At 39.4% G+C, this 22,363-nt stretch carries 22 protein-coding genes and 5 tRNA genes; 2 read left to right on the top strand and 25 right to left on the bottom strand.

Translation table 11 applies throughout. The features are described 5' to 3' along the window. Positions 1-76: 76 nt before the first annotated feature. Entirely contained in the window at positions 77-805 is a 729-nt protein-coding gene (yaaA, locus tag FRX51_RS05635) for a peroxide stress protein YaaA (protein WP_146496608.1), read from the top strand. A gap of 15 nt (positions 806-820) precedes the next feature. On the opposite strand, the gene FRX51_RS05640 is transcribed toward yaaA, so the two are convergent. From FRX51_RS05640 to mutS, 16 genes are all read right to left on the bottom strand, one after another. After that, a complete protein-coding gene (locus FRX51_RS05640; protein ID WP_146496609.1) occupies positions 821-1,324 on the bottom strand; it encodes a GNAT family N-acetyltransferase in 504 nt (167 codons plus the stop codon). Between the two features lie 14 nt (positions 1,325-1,338). After that, positions 1,339-2,283 carry a Gfo/Idh/MocA family protein gene (locus tag FRX51_RS05645; protein ID WP_146496611.1) on the bottom strand — a complete coding sequence of 315 codons (945 nt, stop codon included), beginning with the start codon at positions 2,281-2,283 and terminating at the stop codon, positions 1,339-1,341. Positions 2,284-2,292: 9 nt separating this feature from the next. Then, positions 2,293-2,439: a hypothetical protein gene (locus tag FRX51_RS05830; RefSeq protein WP_186627140.1), complete on the bottom strand. Its 147-nt coding sequence runs from the start codon at positions 2,437-2,439 to the stop codon at positions 2,293-2,295. 176 nt (positions 2,440-2,615) lie between these two features. Next, positions 2,616-4,220: a DUF2079 domain-containing protein gene (locus FRX51_RS05650; RefSeq protein WP_146496613.1), complete on the bottom strand. Its 1,605-nt coding sequence runs from the start codon at positions 4,218-4,220 to the stop codon at positions 2,616-2,618. Positions 4,221-4,262: 42 nt separating this feature from the next. Continuing rightward, positions 4,263-4,385, bottom strand: coding sequence for a hypothetical protein (locus tag FRX51_RS05900; RefSeq protein WP_261379754.1), 123 nt, complete (start codon positions 4,383-4,385; stop codon positions 4,263-4,265). Positions 4,386-4,437: 52 nt separating this feature from the next. Next, on the bottom strand, positions 4,438-4,749 hold the full coding sequence (locus FRX51_RS05655; RefSeq protein WP_146496615.1) for a DUF1292 domain-containing protein: 312 nt from the start codon (positions 4,747-4,749) through the stop codon (positions 4,438-4,440). Between the two features lie 11 nt (positions 4,750-4,760). Continuing rightward, the gene (gene ruvX, locus FRX51_RS05660) at positions 4,761-5,180 is read right to left on the bottom strand and encodes a Holliday junction resolvase RuvX (RefSeq protein ID WP_146496617.1); all 420 of its coding nucleotides are present in this window, start codon (positions 5,178-5,180) and stop codon (positions 4,761-4,763) included. Beyond that, on the bottom strand, positions 5,177-5,446 hold the full coding sequence (locus FRX51_RS05665) for an IreB family regulatory phosphoprotein (RefSeq protein WP_146462097.1): 270 nt from the start codon (positions 5,444-5,446) through the stop codon (positions 5,177-5,179). The genes ruvX and FRX51_RS05665 overlap by 4 nt, the downstream gene beginning before the upstream one ends. Positions 5,447-5,545: 99 nt before the next feature. Then, positions 5,546-6,103, bottom strand: coding sequence for an SP0191 family lipoprotein (locus FRX51_RS05670; protein WP_146496619.1), 558 nt, complete (start codon positions 6,101-6,103; stop codon positions 5,546-5,548). 67 nt (positions 6,104-6,170) lie between these two features. Then, positions 6,171-6,569, bottom strand: a complete 399-nt coding sequence (spx, locus tag FRX51_RS05675) for a transcriptional regulator Spx (protein WP_146462101.1) — start codon at positions 6,567-6,569, stop codon at positions 6,171-6,173. An 84-nt stretch (positions 6,570-6,653) separates the two neighbouring features. Further along, positions 6,654-7,862, bottom strand: a complete 1,209-nt coding sequence (gene recA, locus FRX51_RS05680; RefSeq protein WP_146496621.1) for a recombinase RecA — start codon at positions 7,860-7,862, stop codon at positions 6,654-6,656. Positions 7,863-7,905: 43 nt separating this feature from the next. Then, complete coding sequence (locus tag FRX51_RS05685) at positions 7,906-9,147, bottom strand: competence/damage-inducible protein A (protein ID WP_146496623.1); 1,242 nt, start codon at positions 9,145-9,147, stop codon at positions 7,906-7,908. 13 nt (positions 9,148-9,160) lie between these two features. Continuing rightward, a complete protein-coding gene (locus tag FRX51_RS05690; RefSeq protein WP_146496625.1) occupies positions 9,161-9,733 on the bottom strand; it encodes a DNA-3-methyladenine glycosylase I in 573 nt (190 codons plus the stop codon). Positions 9,734-9,742: 9 nt separating this feature from the next. Continuing rightward, positions 9,743-10,327, bottom strand: coding sequence for a Holliday junction branch migration protein RuvA (ruvA, locus tag FRX51_RS05695; RefSeq protein ID WP_146462109.1), 585 nt, complete (start codon positions 10,325-10,327; stop codon positions 9,743-9,745). A 19-nt stretch (positions 10,328-10,346) separates the two neighbouring features. Then, positions 10,347-12,293, bottom strand: coding sequence for a DNA mismatch repair endonuclease MutL (mutL, locus tag FRX51_RS05700; RefSeq protein ID WP_146496626.1), 1,947 nt, complete (start codon positions 12,291-12,293; stop codon positions 10,347-10,349). A gap of 87 nt (positions 12,294-12,380) precedes the next feature. Beyond that, the gene (mutS, locus tag FRX51_RS05705) at positions 12,381-14,924 is read right to left on the bottom strand and encodes a DNA mismatch repair protein MutS (RefSeq protein WP_146496628.1); all 2,544 of its coding nucleotides are present in this window, start codon (positions 14,922-14,924) and stop codon (positions 12,381-12,383) included. Positions 14,925-15,110: 186 nt separating this feature from the next. On the opposite strand from mutS, the gene argS reads away from it, so the two are divergent. Continuing rightward, positions 15,111-16,802: an arginine--tRNA ligase gene (gene argS, locus FRX51_RS05710; protein WP_146496630.1), complete on the top strand. Its 1,692-nt coding sequence runs from the start codon at positions 15,111-15,113 to the stop codon at positions 16,800-16,802. A gap of 24 nt (positions 16,803-16,826) precedes the next feature. Here the strand turns inward: argS and FRX51_RS05715 are convergent, their stop codons facing one another. From FRX51_RS05715 to FRX51_RS05755, 9 genes are all read right to left on the bottom strand, one after another. Further along, on the bottom strand, positions 16,827-17,717 hold the full coding sequence (locus FRX51_RS05715) for a YitT family protein (protein ID WP_146462117.1): 891 nt from the start codon (positions 17,715-17,717) through the stop codon (positions 16,827-16,829). An 11-nt stretch (positions 17,718-17,728) separates the two neighbouring features. Then, positions 17,729-18,673 (bottom strand): YitT family protein, encoded by a 945-nt coding sequence (locus FRX51_RS05720; RefSeq protein WP_146496632.1) that lies wholly within the window; start codon positions 18,671-18,673, stop codon positions 17,729-17,731. Then, complete coding sequence (aspS, locus tag FRX51_RS05725) at positions 18,666-20,414, bottom strand: aspartate--tRNA ligase (protein ID WP_146496634.1); 1,749 nt, start codon at positions 20,412-20,414, stop codon at positions 18,666-18,668. The genes FRX51_RS05720 and aspS overlap by 8 nt, the downstream gene beginning before the upstream one ends. Before the next feature lie 110 nt (positions 20,415-20,524). Continuing rightward, complete coding sequence (hisS, locus tag FRX51_RS05730) at positions 20,525-21,802, bottom strand: histidine--tRNA ligase (protein WP_146496636.1); 1,278 nt, start codon at positions 21,800-21,802, stop codon at positions 20,525-20,527. A 107-nt stretch (positions 21,803-21,909) separates the two neighbouring features. Beyond that, positions 21,910-21,983: transfer RNA gene (locus tag FRX51_RS05735), tRNA-Pro, on the bottom strand. Positions 21,984-21,990: 7 nt separating this feature from the next. Further along, positions 21,991-22,064: transfer RNA gene (locus FRX51_RS05740), tRNA-Arg, on the bottom strand. 5 nt (positions 22,065-22,069) lie between these two features. After that, positions 22,070-22,155, bottom strand: a tRNA-Leu gene (locus tag FRX51_RS05745). Between the two features lie 6 nt (positions 22,156-22,161). Beyond that, positions 22,162-22,233: transfer RNA gene (locus FRX51_RS05750), tRNA-Gly, on the bottom strand. An 8-nt stretch (positions 22,234-22,241) separates the two neighbouring features. After that, positions 22,242-22,314, bottom strand: a tRNA-Thr gene (locus FRX51_RS05755). Between the last annotated feature and the right edge of the window lie 49 nt (positions 22,315-22,363).

The following is a 22,363-nucleotide window of genomic DNA, read 5'->3' on the forward strand; positions in this document are numbered from 1 at the left end:
CACCTGCGTCAGAAATCAAAAAGCCTGCTATAAACCGAATACTTGACTTTATCCCATAAGACCCTAAAATAGAGATATGAAATTCTTAATTCCCACTGCTAAAGAAATGAAACTAGGCCAACCAAAAGATAACCAACCCCTTTCGATCAAAAGTCAAGCAATCATTAACCAACTCTTACACTATGACTTAGACGGCTTAGCTAAACTCTACAAGATAAAAACAGAAGCCGCCCTCAAAGAACAAGACAGACTAAGAGCTATTCAAACTGGAGAGGCCTTTTCTTATTCTGCCATTGAGTTATTTAATGGGTTGATGTATCGCCAGATTGACGAGAAAACCTTGATAGATGGAGCTGATTTTATCCAGAAACAGGTTTTTATCACAACTGCTCTTTACGGTATAATCAATGCCACTCATCCTATTCAACCACATCGCTTGGATTTTAACTGTCCCCTTAAAGTTGACAATCAATCACTCAAAACCTACTGGCGACAAGACTATGATCAATTTATTGGTCAAGAACCCATTATCTCACTTTTATCTAGTGAATTTGAAAGCGTCTTTTCTAAAACATTAGCCCAACAACTGATTAAGATTCGTTTCCATGAAGAAAAAAACGGTCAATTAAAAACCCATTCGACAATTTCAAAAAAGGCTCGTGGGCAGTTTCTCAATCAAATTATCCAACAACAAGTACAAGAACTTGAACAGATCAAAAAACTAACCTTTAATCAATTTACTTACCAGCCTCAACTATCTGATCAATCAACTCTCGTTTTTGTTAAAAAAGAGATTAAGCCCTAGCTTAATCTCTTTTCTTTAATCTTTCAAATCAATCCAATAACGTTCGGTGCCTTGTCTAACATCTTCCAAGACACCACCATAGGCCAAGATAGTTCTGCGACTGGCTTCATTAGTTACATCACAAGTCAACAACACTCGATGAATATTTTTAGAAACACATTCTTTAAGTCCCAACCGTAGTTGCTCCTTAGCATAGCCTTGACCCCTTTGGCTTGGTCGGATAGAATAGCCAATATGCCCACCTTGTTCCAATAAGGCATCATTTAATCTCAATCGTAGATGTAAAAAGCCAAGAGCTTGACCTGTCTCGTCAAAAGAAACAAACTGAATAGCAGGTACAAAACCTTCTGCAAGATTCAAGCCTTGTTCAGCAGCCAAATTGGATTGTAACCAATCTGAGTAATCAAAGTCTTCCTGTGGCCAAAAACCGCCATCTGATGCCGACTTCTGTTGAGTAAATTCCGCCATCATTTCTAAAACAGCTTGACAATCCGTTAGAGTTGGTCGTCTTAACTCCATAACAAGCCTCCTTTTTACTCTTTGATAATATCTATAAGTTTCACGTCTAACATCCCTTGTTCGCTTGTCGCCTGATTGATTTGATGACACAGGTAATGACTCAGCAAACTACTCTTAGGAGATACTGGATTCTCTCCTGTCTGAACTGCTTCTAAAAATGCTAAAATGATACTTTCAAAGCCTCGCTTATAAAGAGTCGTTTCCCAAGAACCAAACATATCTTTGACGACTTGATTGCCCTTATAAATCGTCAACTCATCTAAATTTTCCAAATGATAAGTTGCTTCTGCAGTTTGTACTTCCATAACTTCCCTACGGCTACCTGATTGCAAATTCATGCTAGCAACCACCGTTGCCGTCTGTGTTTCTAAAGTCACACTTACTTGACTTAATTGACCTTGATCCAAATGATAGCGATAATAGGCAGATTTTGGGCGATCATCACACAAAAATAAAGCCATATCTAAGGGATGGATAAAAAAATCAAATAACTTAAACTGCTTATCTCCTGGACGATTAAGGTCGTTTTTTTCCACTAAAATCCGCTTTTTCTTCTCTTGCTCTTTCATAGTCAACACCTTAGGAGCAAAACGACGATTAAAGCCTGTCATCAAAAAGGTTTGGTGATCTTTTGCCAAACGATATAAACCAAGTACCTCATCATAAGTTTCGGCGACTGGTTTATCCATATAAACAGGAATCCCCTTTTTCAAAAAAATCTGGGCGATTTCCACATGAGCCTTTGTTGTCGCATGAATAAAGACACCATCTAAATTGGCCGCTGCCAAAGATTCCAAATCCGTATAGATGGTTTGATGCCCAAAGCAGCTAGCCACTTCTGTTAAGACATCTTGATTTCGTGTAAATAAATGCCAGTGAACATCTTTGATTTGTCGCATAAAGGGTAAATATGCCTTTTGTGCGATTGCTCCCAAGCCAACCAGTCCAATTGCCTGCATCATATTCTCCTATTTACCTTGCTGCTTTACCTTATCCAAAAATCTTGCTTTCAAGTCTTGCACGCGTGCCTTTTTATCAGTTTTCACCTTAGAATGTTTCTCGTGAAACTTCTCCACCTGTGCTTGACCCTTATAATCTAATTGATATTTTCCCATTTTGTTCTCCTTTCAAATATACCAACCTGTAAAAATGCCTAAAGGAAGTTGTTAACGCTACTATTCTACCATAAAGAAAGAACATCCGCTTACTCACAACCGTTAAACACCCTTTTAAAATTAGCTGTTGGGGAATCAACATAAATACCCTGTGCTACTCACACAAGGTATCGATTTTATTTTAATTGATAGACTGTAAAATTAGACACCTTAGCCACACTTAGAGCCTTATAATTCGTTTGCAAATCTTTTTTCAAGTCATCAGATAGTTTCATCTGCTTATTAACTACAATATAATTAGCTTGATTTTGCAACAACTCATCTTCTAAGGTTTTGTTATTCATTGGACTTGACGCATAGCCTACTGGCAAAATCAATTGAGAACTTGGCGTCAATTGGCTATCTGCATAAATCTTTGGCTGATTATCCCAAACATAGATTTTCTCATCTTCTGTGACCGTCTTTTTCAAGTATTGAGCCAGGCGAACGCGCTCTGTAAACAATTTTTGCTGATCAAAAGACTGCCAAATTGGATAAGCAATCCCAAAAACAAAGACTAATAAAGGCAGATACAAATGAGATTTCAATAACTTACTAAATAACTGACCATCAACTTGTCCTTCTTTAACACGTCTATGAGATTGTACTTGTTTTACGCTTTCCTGACCTTGATTAAACCAAATCACTGTTAGCAACAAACCATAAATCAAACTATCTAACAAGACATACGGTTCAAAGGTTTGTGAACCTAAAGCATAAGGTAATGATGCCATAAGCATTAAGAAAACAAACCATCGAACTAAGGCTGACGATTTTGTCACCTCTGCATTAGATTGTTTCAAAAGTCCAAGTACACCCAATAACAACCCTCCAAAAAGAGCCATCAATACCTGGGCACCTAAACTTTGCCACAAGTCTGCAGAACCTCGAACTAGAACACTCAGGTTATAAATAATCGCCTGAGAAAAATAAGGACTCAAAATTTGCAAATTGATTAAGAAATAAGCACCACTGTAAAACACTAAAATACTACCAAAAATTAGACAAAGTAGTTGATAAAAACCCTTAGCTTTTTCCTTACGCCTAATATTGACAATAAAAACAAATACTGCTGATAATAGCCAGAAAATCAAGGTTCGTGGCTCAAGTAAGAGACTAATTGCACCGATGAAACCATAAAGAATAAAGGATTCATCAGGAATACGTTGATCAAAGTATTTCGTTAAGAACCAGAGACCAATCAAAACAAAAGGTAAGGCAAACTGTAACGGATACAAGCCACCAAAACCAAGACTAAGATTAAGCAAGTAAAAACTCAAACTAGCCACTAAAGCTAAATCTTGCTTGTGTGTCGAATAAGCAATCAAACGATAAAAGTAAGCTCCTGACACATAAAAGGCGAGTATTTGAAGTAGGGTCAACCAGGCACTTGAACCCAAAACGTAACTAGCTGCCACCAAGGCATAGTACAAGATGCCTCCTGTCGCAAAAATATCACCATAAGGCAACAAGCCCTTGGTCAACATTAAGCCTGTATAAAGGTGCTGAGATTGCGTAAGATTGGCTAAGCTGTTCAAGACTGGTAAGCCAACATTGATTGCCCCTACTAATAAACTAAAGATAAATAAGTAAAAACGGTGTTTACCCAATATAGACACCTTGTAAGGCGATGGTTTACCTATGGTTTTCTCTTCGTTTAACTTCGCAGTTCGACTATAATGTCTAGTCACATCTATCTGAGAAAAATCAGTCACATCTTGACTTCTGTCATTATTTTCCATTCGTCACTCCTTTATTTACGCTTACTTCCAGTATAGCAGATTTCACTGTTTAGTCAATTTTTCAAGAAGTCTCACATAACGAACCAGATCCCTAAAACGATGGTAAACTTGACGATGATAAACCCGTAAAAATTCTCTTTCTTCCAAGGTTAATTCTTGTTTCATACTTATTTATTCGTCATTTGTATGAAAAAAACTGGACAATTGCCCAGTTTAATTAGTCTTGTTCTTCATCTAAAAAGCTATTAAAAACTTCTTCAATCATATTCCATTCAGCTTCTGCATCTTCTGGAATAGGTTGTAAGTCACCTTCTGTACCATCTTCATTTTCAACAAATGAATAGGCTTGAATTTCAACCTGACCTGCATCATCTTCTTCTGCACCAACTGGTACCAAAAGAACATAGTTTTTACCAAATTCTTCTTGACCATCAATCGTCAAAAGAATTTCAAAAAGCGTTTCATTACCAGCTTCATCAACTAAGGTAATCACTTCATGATCATGATTGTGTTCGTGTTGTTCTGTCATCTCTTTTCTCCTTAAAACATACGATCTAAATAATTTTGCAAAATTAACTGGGCAGCTAATTTATCAATAACCTTCTTGCGTTTGTTGCGGCTGATATCGGCTTGTTCAACCAACATGCGTTCAGCTTGAACAGTTGTCAAGCGTTCATCTTGGTAGTCAACCGTCAGCTTAAAACGTTCTTCTACTTGTTGACCATAAGCTAAACTTGCCTCAACTCGAGGACCACTGGTATTGTTCATGTTCTTTGGTAAGCCGACCACAACCTTATCCACTCGATAAGTCTTAATCAACTCTTCCAACCGTTCAAAACCAAATTCTTCCTTATCTTCATTGATAGGGATGATTTCTAAACCTTGTGCTGTAAAGCCAAGTGGATCACTAATGGCTATACCAACCGTTTTAGAACCAACATCTAGTCCCATAATTCTCATAGGTTATCAATTCCATTTCCTTTGAGGTAGTAGCGAACCAACTCTTCCACTAGTTCATCTCGCTCATATTTACGAATCTGATTACGCGCATCATTATAACGAGGAATATAGGCTGGATCCCCACTTAGCACATAACCAACAATCTGATTGATTGGGTTATAGCCTTTTTCATCAAGTGAATGGTAAACTGAAGTTAAAGTTTCGCCAATTTCCTTTTTGTTGCCATCATCTAGCTTAAAGCGAACTGTTTCATCTGTAAATCCCATAAAATCCACCTTCTCTCCTAATAATCTTACGTTTAATTATATCTTATTTTCAACTATTTCACAAGGACAATCACTTATTTTCATGATTTATTCATCAACCTATTCCTTTAGTTGAGTCGCTCCTTGAGCAATTAAACTAATGATATAGTCTTGAGGTTTCAAAACCTTAAAATCAGCAAAGGTTTCTGGTAGTCCTGGTACTTGCAATAATTGATCAAAGTCAACCACCTGCATATCAATAACGACACGCACCACAAAAACATAGTCATCACGCAAATCTAGGTTAGTTGTTACACCCTTTAAGGACTTCAACTTGGAAAAACTACTGTCACTCTCGATTTGGCGAATGATCTCGTCCTTAATGTTAGCAAAGTCCTGCTCAGCCAGAATAGCTTGGGTTTCTTCATCCAAAGGCTCTTCGATCAAGAGATCCAGACTAAGAAACTGCTCACCTTGATAGGTAATCGTTTCTGTCATTGTTTTTACTTGACCATCCAAATCTTCTTGATATTGATAAGTTTCCGTAACAACTTGGTCAACCTTAATCACATCAGCTTGTGAAGAAGTTGAGTCAGGTTTAGTATTAGTCTCCTTCTGTGAACAAGATGTCATAAACAAACTTGTTAACATCAAAAGGGACAGAAAAATTTTTTTCATCTCTACTTCCTTTAGTTTACTTTACAATATAAGAAAAGATGAGACAATCTTGTCCCATCTTTTATGTTTACAGAGCTGCTCGCAAACGAGCCTCTTCATTTTCTACATTACGGATTGAACGTGGCAGGAAAGCACGAATATCGTCTTCCTTATAACCCACTTGTAGTCGTTTTTCATCAATCAAAATCGGACTTTTCAAAATACGCGGATTGGCTTGAATAATATCAATGACCTGACTAACACTCAAATCGTCCAAATTACAATTTAGAGCCTTAGCATAACGATTTTTTGAGGAAACAATACTCTCAACACCGCTCTCTGTTTTCATTAAAATGGTCATAATTTCTTCTTTTGTGAGGGATTCTTTAGCTAAATTCTGCTCTTTATAAGGCAGATGATGGGCATTGAGCCATGTTTTAGCTTTTTTACAACTGGTACAACTTGAAATGGTGTAAATCTTAATCATGTCCAACTCTCACTTTCTATATCAAGGTACGTTATTATTATAACACAATTCTGTCAATCAGAAAGTCGGTCTTGAGGCCTATTTTTATTCTTCAATTTCAATATCTTCTAAATCCAGAACTAATTCGTCCAAGTCAAGTGTATCTTTTGAATCACTAACTTCTTCAGCCGTTTCAGACTTAGTTGATTTTTTCTTAGTCTTTGTAGTAGAGTCGTCATTTTCGGTGGTTACTTCTTCTGCATTCGTTGTCATGCCATAATGTTCACGAACTTTGGCATCAATCTCTTCAAAAATTTCTGGATGGTCCAATAAATACTTCTTGGCATTTTCTGATCCTTGACCGATTTTTTCATCATTATAAGAATACCAAGCACCAGCTTTTTTAATAATCTCTAAATCAGTCGCAATCTTAACCAATTCTCCAGATTTTGAGATACCTTCGCCATACATAATTTCAACCAAGGCTTCTTTAAATGGCGGAGCAATCTTGTTTTTAACGACTTTAATCTTGGTTTCACGTCCAAGAATCACACCTTTTTGCTCACCTGTTCCTTCAACCTTATTAGACGTACCACGCACATCAAGACGAACTGAAGCGTAGAACTTAAGGGCACGGCCACCTGGCGTTGTTTCAGGGCTACCAAACATCACACCGATTTTTTCACGCAATTGGTTGATAAAAATAGCAATCGTTTTCGTTTTATTGATAGACGCTGATAATTTACGCATGGCTTGACTCATCATTCTCGCCTGTAAACCAACGGTACTATCTCCGATTTCACCATCAATCTCAGTTCGTGGGACAAGTGCTGCTACTGAATCGACAACAATCAAATCCACTGCTCCAGACTCAATCAATTTACCTGCAATCTCCAAGCCTTGTTCTCCCGAATCAGGCTGTGATAGCAACAGTTCATCAATATTGACACCCAAGGCTTGTGCATAAGCAGGGTCAAGAGCGTGTTCAGCATCGATAAAGGCTGCAATGCCACCATTTTTTTGAGCTTCTGCTACAGCATGAAGAGCAACCGTCGTCTTACCTGAGCTTTCTGGCCCATAGATTTCAACGATCCGCCCTTTTGGATAACCACCCGCTCCCAAAGCAATATCAAGAGCCAAACTACCTGAACTCATGACTTGAACTTTCTGTTCAGCTCGCTCTCCAAGACGCATGATGGCCCCCTTACCATGATCTTTTTCAATCAATTTCAGAGCGTCATTTAAGGCTTTTTCACGTTCTTCACCAAATTTTTTGGTGATGTCTTCTAATTTTTTCGTTTTTTTCTTCGCCACAATTTTCTCCTTTAGCTTTCTTCTTTTACAATTTTAACAAATTTTATGAGGTTAATAAAGTTCTGCGAACTAGATCAAGGGCATGAAGAACTGCTAACTGACGAATCTCTTCACGATTTCGCTTACCTAGATTTAATTGAATAACCTTAGTATAATCAGCAGTTGCTAAACCAATGAAAACACGTCCAACTGGCTGATTCTCTAAGCTAGCTGGCCCAGCTACCCCTGTTAAAGACAGACCAATATCTGCACCCATTTTCAATCTAACCTGCTCTGCCATTTTTTCAGCGGTGAAGGCACTCACAACTCCATGTTGCTTCAAATCTTCCAATGGAATACCTAACAAACTAGACTTTTGAGCTCTGCTATAAGTTACCAAGCCTCCCTCGAAAACCTGAGATAGCCCTGAACACTCAGCCAGATTAGCTTGCAAAAGCCCAGCTGTTAAACTTTCAGCTGCTGTCACCGTCTTATTTTTCTCTTTCAATAAGCTCACAACCACCTGGGCCAAGGAATTTTCTTCACCATAACCATAAAAGGCTGCTGCAACCTCTTCTTTTGAAAGAATTTCTTTTTCCAGACTCGTTAAGCGTTGATTAGCTTCGTCTTGATTACTGGCCTTGGTCGATAATCTTAAGGTGACTTCACCAAGTTTGGCATAAGGAGCTAGGGTCGGATCGGTTTGGTGTTTAATCAAATCATCTAGTATGGTTACTAGACGGCTCTCACCCATACCAAAGAAACGCATGACTCGAGAATAAAGACGACTACTAGAACGCAAACGAGGCATGACCTCTTGCTTAAACATGGCTTTCAGTTCATTTGGTGGCCCTGGTAAGAGAATATAAGTGACTTTATCCACGGTCAATAAAGAACCTACAGCTAGACCACGGGGATTGGCTAAGGGCTGACTACCTTCCAAAATTAAGGCTTGTCGAGTATTGTTTGGAGTACGAGAATGACTTGGACGCTGAGCAAAAAAATCATCTAACTTAGCCTGAGCTTGCAAATCCACTACCAAATCACGTCGCAAAAATCTTGCCAAAGTTTGTTTGGTCAAATCATCATCAGTTGGGCCTAAACCACCAGATAAAATCACTAAATCACTGCGTTGACGAGCAATATCAAGAACAGCCAATAAACGCTCTGTATTGTCACCAACTGCTGTTTGAAAATAGACGTCAATTCCTAGCTCTGCCAATTTTTCAGCTAAAAATTGTGCGTTGGTATTCACAATCTGACCAGTCAGAATCTCTGTTCCAACCGCAATAATTTCTGCCTTCATCTTGTCACCTCATCTATTTATTCGCTAATTTTACTTGATTATGACAAAAACAAGTGATTTCATGATCATTAACCATACCGACTGCCTGCATAAAAGAGTAAATCGTTGTTGGTCCTAAAAACTTGAATCCTCGCTTTTTTAAGTCTTTTGCCAAAGCTTTTGAAACTTCTGTTTGATTGGCAAGTTGACGATAATCTGTCACTTGATTGTCTTGGCTTTCACCGCCAACAAATTGCCAAAGGTAATCACTAAAAGAGCGTTCTTGCTGCAAGATTAACAGAGCTTTGGCATTGTTGATGGTTGCAGCTAGTTTCATTCGATGACGGATGATGGCTGGGTTGGTCAATAATTCTTCCAAATCAGCCTCAGTCATGGCAGCTACTCTACTAATGTCATAATCATGAAAAGCCTGTCTAAAAGCTGGTCGTTTTTTCAAGACGGTCAACCAAGATAGACCAGATTGATACGATTCTAAACAGAGCATTTCAAACAAGGACTGGTCATCATAAATGGGACGTCCCCATTCTTCGTCATGATAACGACAATAAAGGTCATTATCTACTGGGACCCAAGAGCAACGTTGCATCGCCATCTCCTACTTCATCAACAATTTCAAACTTGACTTAATGTAATTTTCCGTGCTGTCATTGGTATTATCAAAGAAGGCACGGATTTTCTTCAATTCATTTGCCTTATAGCCTAGGGCAAGCAAGGCCTCCATAGCCTCATCAAGAGCAGGATTACCTGCCACCTTAGTTTGTTCTTGAACCTTGGGTTCAACTGGAACAAACTTACCAGCCAAATCTAAAATCATCTGCTGAGCTGTTTTTTTGCCTACCTTTGGAAATTTAGTTAGATAAGTGATATTATTTTCATCAATCGCTCGAACCAAGCCTTCATTGTCATCAACAGCAATAATGGCCAAGGCTGTCATTGGCCCAATACCTGAAACCGAGATTAAATTTAGAAAAATCTCTTTTTCTGCCTCCGTTTTGAAACCATAAAGTAGCTGAGCATCCTCTCTGACAATTTGATGAAGGTAGATTTGCACTTCTTGATTAACTTGATCGGAAAAACTATATGGATTGGCAGCATGAATCATGTAACCCAATCCTCCAGTTTCAACAACAACATATTTGGCTGTAATCTTGGTTAGTATGCCTTTAATGTAATCATACATGATTTACTCCTTGGAATTTTTAATACTTGCCTAATTCACGCAGACTGGTGTGATTTTCTTGAATACGACGGAACATTTTTTCCATATCTGATTTAGAAAAATTAACCAAAACTGGACGACCGTGTGGGCAGTTATACGGGTTCTGACACTGAGATAGCTGAACCAATAAGTCCCTAGCCGAATAATCGTCCAAACGATGATTCGCTTTGATGCTACGTTTACAACTCATCATAATGGCTAATTCTGCGCGATATTTTGTTATGGACACCTCATTGGTCAAAAGCAACATGTCACACATCTCATAGACGCCTGATTCAATTTCTTCTTCCTTAAACCAAATGGGATGCTCACGTAAAATAAAGGTATGATCTCCGTATTGTTCAAGATTGATACCAACTTGATTGAGCAGTGGCATTTTTTCTTGTAGCGTTAGAAAATCTGCCGGCGAAAACTCAAAAAGATAGGGCACTAACAACTGCTGTAAACTACTGTCAACCTGTCCAATATGCTCACGATAATACTCGTATTTGACACGTTCTTGAGCGGCATGTTGATCAATGATGTACAGACCACCTTGACCCTGAGCAAAGAGATAGGTGCCGTGCATTTGACCAAAATAGTCCAATTCAGGAAAACTAGATGTTTCCTCATGCTCTAAACGTTCTACTAAACGATTGAATTGGGATTTATTACTTAAATCTAGGTCTGGATGTTCGTGGTTGTCAGATTGGGCTGTTGTTCGAGTGGCATATTTGATTTGGCTAGCCGTAGTCGTGTCCTTGACAGAGCTATCAAGCTTGTCAACTTCCTGTAAAGGTAGGCTTTCTTCTATTTGATTAGCAGGCTCCATGAAAAAATCTTGACGTTCTTTATCGTAATAGAGTTTACTTGACGGTAAAGATAAACTGGTTTGGACAGGCTTGTCTGCTTTACGAGTACTTGATTTGGCTAAATTCTCCAAAGCGTCAGGAATCAAACTCTGAGCCTTTAAGCTCTCCTCAATAGCCTGAGAAATCAAGGTCATCAATTCTTTCTCTTTGGAAATCCGAACTTCCTGCTTGGTTGGATGAACATTGACATCTGCCAAGTAAGGGTCAATCTTAATATCAATCACCGCTAATGGAAAGCGACCCACCATGAGTTTAGATCCATAACCATCTAAAATCGCCCTGTTGAGCAGAAAGTTTTTGATGTAACGCCCATTCAGTAGAATCGTGATGTAATTGCGATTGGCTCTGGTTAATTCTGGCAGACTGACATAACCAGAAACCTCAAAATCAAGGTCTTTATGACTGATTGCCACCATTTTCTTAGCAGTATTGATACCGTAAATACCGGCAATGGCTTGTCGTAAATCCCCTTTACCAGCTGTACTCAACAATTTTCGACCTTCATTGACAAGTGTAAAAGCAATATCTGGATGAGCTAAACTAAGACGATTGACAATATCAACAATATGGCTCAGCTCACTCTGTAAACTTTTCAAATACTTCAGTCGAGCTGGGGTATTGTAAAATAAATCCTCCACTAAAATCTTGGTTCCCGCTGGTTTAGTGACCTGTTCTTGGCTATCAATCTTCCCACCAATCGCAACCAACTGACTACCAACAAGGGCGTCTGTTTGAGCTGTTTTAATGATCAAACGACTAATAGACGCAATAGAGGGAAGGGCCTCGCCACGAAAACCCAAGGTACGAATACGAAATAAATCGGCTTGACTTTTAATCTTACTGGTGGCATGACGACGCAGACTCAGCAACAAATCTTCTGAACTCATACCCTCACCATCATCTGTGACTTGAATCTTCTTCAGACCTGATTCTTCTAGCTCAATCGTAATCTGCTGACTGCCTGCATCAATGGCATTTTCCACTAATTCCTTAACCACACTGGCTGGTCGCTCAACCACTTCACCAGCAGCAATCTGATTGGCCAAAACCTCCGGTAATTCAATAATTTTTGTCATGCTCGCCTCCCTATAATTACAACTATTATAGCATAAAATCACTTGCTCCTTAGGCAAAAAAATCAAGCGGCTATTCACCACTTGACACTAAACTAATTTTCTAAGTTCGTAAAGAATGTTCATTGCTTCCATAGGGGTAAGCGTCATGACATCAATCTCTTGTAGTTGCTTGATGACTTCTTGCTCATGTGGAGCAATATCAAATAAAGACAACTGATCTGAAGTGGTGTCTTTAATGACTAGCTGACTAGCTGACTCACTGGTTTTTAATTGGGCTGAATTCGCCTCCAAATCTGTTAAGATATGATTAGCTCGTTGCAGGAGCGTTTTTGGCAAGCCTGCAATCTTGGCCACATGGATTCCATAAGACTGGTCTGCCGGGCCTGGACTAATCTTATGTAAAAAGGTCACTTCACCATTTTTTTCTAGGGTAGCCACATGAACATTGACCAATTCTTCAAGTTGATCTGCCAGGGCCGTTAATTCATGATAATGGGTAGCAAACATAGTCTTAGCCCCAATATTCTCATGAAGGTGTTCGATAATTGCTTGAGCTAAAGCCATACCGTCATAAGTAGCTGTCCCACGACCCAATTCATCAAATAAAATCAAGGACTGGGAGCTAGCTTGTTCTAGAGCTTGATTGGCCTCCATCATCTCAACCATAAAGGTTGATTGCCCAGAAATCAAATCATCTGCCGCTCCAATTCTGGTAAAAATAGCGTCAAAAACAGGAAGATTGGCAGCCTCTGCCGATACATAAGAACCAATTTGAGCCATGATAGCCGTCAGGGCTAACTGACGCATATAGGTTGATTTACCACTCATGTTTGGTCCAGTTATCAACTGAATACTGGTCTTTGTGTCAAATTGAATACTGTTGGGGATATATTCTTGCACCCCCATTACTCTTTCTACCACAGCATGACGACCATTGACAATATCAATCACTTGATCTTGATTAAACTGGGGACGAACATAGTGGTACTTCTCTGCGACCACAGCTAAACTTTGTAAGACATCAACTGTTGCCAATTGTTTAGCCAAATCCTGCAAACGCTGGATATATTTTTCAACCTCTTTACGAATACTTAAAAACATATCATATTCCAAAGAAGCTGATTTTTCACGCGCCTCTAGCATATCGCCTTCAATCTTAGCCAACTCAGCCGTTCCAAAACGTTCTGAATTTTTAAGGGTCGCCTTACGGAAGAAATAATCTGGCACAGCAGCCAAATGAGAGTTGGTAACATGGATATAGTAGCCATCCTTACGATTGTAATCAATCTTCAAGCTACTAATCCCCGTTGCCTGTCGTTCTTTTAACTCAATCTCAGCAATCCAACTCGACCCCTCACGCATAACACGACGATAATTATCAAGTTGCTCATCAAAGCCTGTTTTAATGATATTCCCCTCACTAACCATAGCAGGAGCATCATCAGCAATAGCCGACTCAATCAAGTCTGCCAGCTCTGGCAGAGTGTCTATCTGATTGATTAAGGGAGCCAAGACAGGGCTATCAAAACTTGCCAAAATTCCCTTGATTAAAGGCACTTGACGTAGGGTCTGACCTAGTTGTAGTAGGTCTTTAGGATTAACCTTACCAAAAGAAACCTTACTAGCTAACCGCTCAATGTCATAAATCCCCTTAAAACTCTCGGTCAAATCATGTCGCTCTAAAAACTGTTCTAGAAAAACTTGAATAATCGCCTGTCGTTCTTCAATCGCTTGAACTTGAATTAAGGGATGATTGATCCAAGTCCGCAAAAGACGCATGCCCATAGCTGTCTTGGTTTCATCCAAAAGCCAAAACAGACTACCATGTTTCTTACCTGTTCTAGCATTGTGAACCAAATCCAAACTAGCCTTGGTTGCATAAGTCATCTGAAGAAAATCCTTGATGTCATAATGAACAACTGGTTGCAAATGACTAAGGGTACGACGTTGCGTTTTTTGGACATAGTTGAGCAATTTACTTGCTACTAAAAATTCAATCTGTGGTAGTTTGGCATCAAGCAGTTGAACGTCATCGCTCACTTCTTTTTCAAAAGAAAGGAGCAAATTCATCTGCTTGGTTAAAATGGTTTCTTCTTCCTCTGTCAAATCAAAACCAACAACCACTTCACGAGCTTGTAAATTCAAGATTTCACTACGAATGGCAGAGAAATCTGGTAGGCTAGTAACCGCAAACTCTCCCGTTGACAAATCCATATAAGCTAAGCCAAATTCATTGTCTAGCTGATCAATGGTCACTAAAAAATTATTGCCATTATCACTAGTTGTTGCTGTTCCTGGTGTAATCACCTGAACAACCGCCCGCTTAACCACACCAACTGCTTGCTTAGGATCTTCCATTTGCTCAGCAATCGCTACCTTATGCCCTAAACTAATCAAGGTATCAATATATTGCTGAGCAGAATGATGAGGCACTCCAGCCATAGGAATGGGATTTTCAGCATTAGGGTGACGACTAGTTAGATTGATTTCCAAAAGTTGTGCCGCTTGAACTGCATCCTCATAAAATAATTCATAAAAATCTCCCATACGGAAGAACAAAAAAGCATCAGGATGTTCAGCCTTCATCGCCACATATTGCTGCATACCTGGTGAAAGTTTTTCTTTAGCCATGGTCACTCCTTTAATGTTGCAAAAAGAGCAAAACCAAGCTTGCCCTAACTCTACATTTTCATTTCATCTATTACCCTTAATTATACCTTATTTTCAAGAAAATAGGTATATTAGGCTATGCTCACTTCTATTTACTTAAAAATATGATAAAATAAGGTTATCTTATCGATTATTAAGGAGAATAACATGAGCAATAAACAATTTGTCGCTGCTGAAATTGCCAAGATCATCACCGACTTAGATGAAGCTAGTATTGCAAATTTACTAGAACAACCCAAACATGCTGATATGGGAGATTTAGCTTTTCCAACCTTTACCCTAGCTAAAACACTTCGCAAAGCCCCACAAGCCATTGCTAGTGAGTTGGTCGAGCAACTCGATCAAACTGCCTTTGAAAAAGTTGAAGCCGTAGGGCCTTATCTTAACTTCTTCTTTGACAAAGCTGGTGTATCTAGTCAAGTGCTTAAAGAAGTCCTAGACGCTGGTGAAAATTACGGTCAGCAAAATATCGGACAAGGACAAAAAATTGCCATTGACATGTCTAGTCCTAACATCGCCAAACCTTTCTCAATTGGCCATCTACGTTCTACCGTTATTGGAGAAAGCCTATCTAACATTTTCCAAAAAATCGGCTACCAAACGGTCAAAATCAACCACCTTGGTGATTGGGGCAAGCAATTTGGGCTCTTGATTGTCGCCTACAAACTCTGGGGCGACCAAGAAGCTGTCAAAGCCAATCCTATCAGTGAATTACTCAAACTATATGTTCGTATCAACGAAGCGGTCACTGAGCATCCTGAATATGACGAACAAGCTAGAGATTGGTTCTTAAAACTAGAACATGGCGATCCAGAAGCAACTGCCCTTTGGCAATGGTTCCGTGATGAGAGCTTGGTTGAATTCAACCGTATCTATAAAGAACTTGATGTGACTTTTGACAGTTATAACGGTGAAGCTTTCTATAATGACAAGATGGACGAAGTCGTAGAAATTCTGTCCCAAAAAGGACTATTACAAGAATCAAAAGGTGCTCAAGTTGTCAATCTTGAAAAATATGGCATTGAACACCCAGCCTTGATTAAAAAATCAGATGGTGCGACCCTTTACATTACTCGTGACCTTGCTGCTGCTCTTTATCGCAAACGTCAATACGACTTTGCTAAAGCAGTCTATGTCGTTGGACAAGAGCAATCTGCCCACTTCAAACAACTACAAGCCGTCCTAGCTGAGATGGGCTATGATTGGAGTAAAGACATCGTCCACGTTGCCATGGGACTTGTCACTAAAAACGGTCAAAAACTCTCTACTCGTAAGGGAAATGTCATCCTATTAGAACCAACCATCCAAGAAGCTGTAAACCGTGCCTTGACACAAATTGACAACAAAAATCCAAACCTTGCCAATAAAGAGGCGGTTGCCCATGCAGTAGGTGTGGGTGCCATCAAGTTCTATGACCTCAAATCAGACCGTCTAAATGGCTATGATTTTGACCTTGACACCATGGTATCTTTTGAAGGAGAAACTGGGCCATATATTCAATATGCTCACGCTCGTATCCAATCTATCCTGCGTAAAGCTGATTTCACTTTTGAACCATCAGCTCGCTATTCGCTTTCTGATACGGAAAGCTGGGAGATTATCAAGTTACTTCAAGATTTCCCACGCATTATTGCACGCGCTGCCAACCATTATGAACCTTCAATCATCGCTAAATTTGCGATTAACCTTGCTCAAAGCTTTAATCGTTACTATGCTCATGTTCGTATCTTAGAAGACAATGATCAACGCGATAGCCGCTTGGCTCTGGCAGCTGCAACAGCAGTTGTACTAAAAGAAGCCCTAGCCTTACTAGGCGTTGAAGCACCTAATGAAATGTAAAAAATAGTGGAAGATAATCTTCCACTATTTTTTAATATCTAAATCCTTACCATAATTCTTCCGACGAATATTAAAATCCGAACTAACAACCTCATCAACATTTAAAACAGATACAAAGGCATCTGGATCAATATCAGCCACTATATGTTTGACATCTAATACCTCACTAGGATTTAAGACCACATAAAGCACCTTTTGCGACTGACCTGAAAAAGCACCTTGACCATTAAGATAAGTCACACCACGATTGATTTCTTGTAAAATGGTCTTAGCAATCTTTTCTGATTGTGAACTAATGATAATCATTCCCCTAATCATATAACCACCATTTTGCACCACTGTCAAAATTTGTGTAAACACAAAACTGGCAATCAAGGTGTACATCATTTGACGAATATCAATATAGGTCAGAGAACCTAACAACACTAAAATATCAATCAGAAGTAAGGTCTGACCAATTTGACGACCGGTCTTTGCTTCAATCACTCGACCAATAATATCTGTCCCCCCAGTTGTTGCCCCAAAGCGAAAGACAATACCTGCCCCAACTCCTGCAAAAATCCCTGCCAACAAGGCAACAATCAAAATATCCCCTTGCAAATCAATCGTCACAGGAATTTTCTGCCAAATCCAGATAAAGACAGACAACATGACCGTACCATAAATAGTCAAAATCAAGGAACGTTTACCAAAAGCCCTAGCTCCCAGAATAAACAAGGGCAGGTTAATCAAGAAGGTACTATAAGCTGGATTGATCTTAAATAAAGCATCTAAAATAAGAGTAATACCTGCTACACCACCCTCAGCCAAGTGATTGGCCATGTTAAACTTAACAAAGCCAAAAGCATAGATAGCAACACCCAAGGTAATAAAAATAAAATTTTTGATTTTAAGTTGTGATTCGTAATGACTCATAGAAGCTCCTCTTAACTTTCGTCATCAACAAAACGACCAATAATACGAACATCCTCTGACACTGACACAAAGGCATTTGGATCTGTTTTTCTAATCCAATACTTAAATTCCGTAAACTCTGAACGAGTAATAACCGTCATTAAAACGGATTTCTGTTCACGATTGTAAGTCCCTTCAGCGTTATTGATACACGTCACTCCTCGGTGTAATTTCTTATGCACCATAGCAATCACCTTATCCGCATGACTGGTAATAATCAAAGCTTGCATTTTCTTTTGCTTGGTAAAAACAGCATCTGTCACTCGACTTGAAACAAATATAGATAGCATCGAATAAAGAATATGTTGCCAACCAAATAACACACCTGCAACGGTCAAGATAATCACATTGATTAGCAGGGTAATACTACCAACCTCATGCCCTGTTTTTTTCCGTACATATAGACTAATAATATCTATTCCACCACCAGACACCTGATTACGCAAATTATAACCAACGCCTAAACCTACAAACAGGCCACCAAATATTGCATTGATGATCGGGTCTTGGGTAATGGATACCACTGGCATCAATTCAATAAAAATAGAACTAATACTAACTGCAATGATGGTAAAAATAGTAAACTTATGGCCAATATGACGCCAAGCAAGGAGAAACAAAGGAATGTTCATCATATAATAAATCAAAGCAAGCGATAAACTAAATCCAAACAAACGCTCACTCAAGGTTGAAAGAATCTGCGATAACCCTGTTAAGCCACCAGCATAAATATTACCTGGTTGAAAGAAAAAATTAACTGCAATACTAGATAAAAGGGCATAAAAGAGAGAAGCTGAAATTTTTTCAGCATACTTCTCTCTTGAAATACTATTCAATACCCTTAAAAATCCATGCCGTTTAGCCCAGCGTTTGATAACAAACCTGATTTTTTTCCGAAAAGTTGTTTTTTTAATCATGGTTTTCTACTTGAAGTGCTAAATCAGCTAATTGAGCAGGAGCAACCTGACTAGGTGCTTGTGTCATTGGATCACTTGCCTTGTTATTCTTTGGAAATGCAATGACTTCACGAATATTTTGCTCACCAGCTAAAAGCATCACAAAACGATCCAGTCCAATAGCCAATCCGCCATGTGGTGGGAAACCATAGTCCATCGCTTCTAACAAGAAACCAAACTGCTCATACATCGCTTCCTTAGAAAAGCCTAGTGCTTTAAACATACGCTCTTGCATCGCTTTTTGGTTAATCCGCAAGCTACCCCCACCAAGTTCATAGCCATTCAAAACAATATCATAAGCAATCGCACGAACCTTAGACAAATCACCTTCTAACTCATGACTACTTTCTTCAGTTGGTAAGGTAAATGGGTGATGGGCACTCATATAGCGACCCTCTTCCTCTGACCACTCAAACATCGGCCAGTCAACAACCCAAAGGAAATTGAAGAGTGATTCATCAATCAAGCCCAGTTCTTTGGCAATGCGTGTGCGTAAACCACCCAAGGTCACATTTGCCACATCTAAACTATCAGCAACAAATAAAACCAAGTCATTGGCTGACAAACCAAGGGCTGTCACCAACTCTTGCTCAATACCTGTTAAAAACTTAGCAATAGGCCCTGTCAACTCTGTTTCAGACATTTTCAACCAAGCTAATCCTTTAGCCCCTAATTGCTTAGCCTGCTCCGTTAATTTGTCAATATCCTTGCGTGAATAAGCATCCGCATGATTTTTAACCACAATCGCCTTAACAGCTTCAGCTTCAGCAAACACCTTAAAGTCTGCTTTTTTAGCTACTTCTGTCACATCTTGCAACAGCATCTCAAAACGCGTATCAGGCTTATCAGAACCATACACATTCATGGCATGGTCATAGGCCATTCGTGGAAATGGTAAGGTCACATCAATTCCCTTAGTTTCTTTCATGACTTTGGCAATCATGCCCTCAACCAAATCTTGAATCTCAACTTCTGATAAGAAAGATGTTTCCAAATCGACTTGAGTAAATTCAGGCTGACGATCCCCACGCAAATCTTCATCACGGAAACATTTGACAATTTGATAATAACGATCAAATCCTGCATTCATCAACAACTGTTTTGTAATCTGTGGACTTTGTGGTAAAGCATAGAAATGCCCTTGATTAACACGACTAGGCACCAAATAATCCCTAGCTCCTTCTGGCGTTGATTTCGTCAAAATTGGTGTTTCTACATCAATAAAGTCCAAATCATCTAAATAGCGACGAATACTTTGTGTCACCTTGGCACGCAATTTCAAGTTACCCAGCATTTCTGGACGACGCAAGTCCAAATAGCGATAACGTAGGCGAGTATCATCACTAACTTCCACACCATCTTTAATCTCAAACGGTGTTGTTTGAGCCGTATTCAAAATAGTTAACTGACTAACTTGCAACTCAACTTGACCAGTTGGCAAATCAGTATTAGCTTGCTCACGAGCCACAACTTGACCAGTCACCTCAATCACATATTCACTACGCAACTGCTCTGCTAAAAGCAAAAATTCTGCCGAAATTGTTTCCGGGTTAATAACTAACTGCATTAGACCTTCACGATCACGCAAATCAATAAAAATCAAACCCCCAAGGTTACGACGACGAGCAACCCAACCTTTGAGCGTCACCACCTGTCCAATATGTTCTTTACGAATTAAACCAGCATACATCGAGCGTTTCATAGCTTTATCTCCATTTCAAGTGTTTGTTTCTATTTTACCACAAAGACAAGAAAACTCCCACCTGTTTTAGTGGAAGTTTCTTTCATTTTCAAGGACTAATCCCTTGATTTCTACTTTAATTTTTCAATTACTTGAGCAAAATTCGTCATCAACTCATCTAAAGCTACAACCACCTCTGCTCTAGTTTGATTATCTTTAAGAGTGGCTTGATTTGTTTCAACCTCATTTTCTCCTAAGGTCAAAATATATTTCGCATTAAAGCTATCTGCTGACTTAAATTGAGCTTTCAGCTTACGATCAAGATAATCACGCTCGGCTGAAAAACCTTGATAACGTATAGCTTGTACTAGTTCCAAGGCTTTTCCATTTACTTCATTTCCTAAAACAACGAGATAAAAGTCTAAACTATCTTCTACAGGCAACTCAATCCCTAATTTATCCAAAACGAGCAACAAACGCTCAACCCCTAAACCAAAGCCAAAACCAGCTGTTTCTGGGCCTCCAAAATAGTCCACAAGCTTGTCATAACGACCACCAGCACAAATTGTCAGCTCATTACCATCTACCTCTGTAATAAATTCAAAAATCGTGTGATTATAGTAGTCCAGACCTCTCACCATCCGATTATCAATCTCATAAGGCAGACCCAAACTATCCAACATTTGACGAACCGTTTCAAAATAGTTTGCACTCTCTTCATCCAAGTAATCTAAAATTGATGGTGCATTTGCTACGATGATCTTATCTTCTTTTTCTTTACTATCAAGAACACGTAAAGGGTTTTCTTCCAAACGACGTTGACTATCCTTAGACAAACTCTCTTTATAAGGCAAAAGATAGTCAATCAAAGCCTGACGGTAAGCCTGACGGCTCTCAGATGAACCCAAGGTGTTCAGATGTAACTTAACTTGTTTATTCCCTAAACTCTCAAATAAATGCCAAGCCATCGCAATCGTTTCAACATCCGTTGCAGGATTAGACGACCCAAAACACTCTACACCAATCTGATGAAATTCCCTTAAACGCCCTGCTTGTGGCCGCTCATAACGAAACATCGAACCCATGTAAAATAATTTAACTGGCTTTTGCACCTCAGGAGCAAACAATTTATTCTCCACATAAGAGCGAACAACTGGAGCCGTCCCTTCTGGACGCAAGGTAATATGACGCTCTCCTTTATCATAAAAATCATACATTTCCTTAGTGACAATATCACTTGTATCACCTACAGAACGACTAATTACTTCATAATGTTCAAACATAGGCGTACGAATTTCACCATAATGATACTGGGCAAATAGTTCACGAGCCTTATTTTCCACATAATTCCATTTAGCTGCCTCTTTAGGCAAAATATCCTGAGTCCCTTTTGGTTTTTGTAATTTCATCTCACTATCTTTCTAAATAATTAACCTAACGTCATCATCATTTTATCATAATAAACAACATCTGAAAATAAAAAAAGATGGTTAATACCATCATTCAATTATAATAATCGGGAAGACAGGATTCGAACCTGCGACCCCTTGGTCCCAAACCAAGTACTCTACCAAGCTGAGCTACTTCCCGATAACTATGCACCCTAGAGGAGTCGAACCTCTAACCGCCTGATTCGTAGTCAGGTACTCTATCCAGTTGAGCTAAGGGTGCTGCTATGCCGAGGACCGGAATCGAACCGGTACGAAGGTTACCCTTCGCAGGATTTTAAGTCCTGTGCGTCTGCCAGTTCCGCCACCCCGGCCCCTCAAGCGAACGACGGGATTCGAACCCGCGACCCCCACCTTGGCAAGGTGGTGTTCTACCACTGAACTACGTTCGCAACTACTATGCCGGCTACATGACTTGAACACGCGACCCTCTGATTACAAATCAGATGCTCTACCAACTGAGCTAAGCCGGCCTATTATTATACTATATGCGGGTTAAGGGACTTGAACCCCCACGCCTCG

Source organism: Streptococcus sp. sy010 (assembly GCF_007859175.1).
Classification (GTDB): Bacteria; Bacillota; Bacilli; order Lactobacillales; family Streptococcaceae; genus Streptococcus.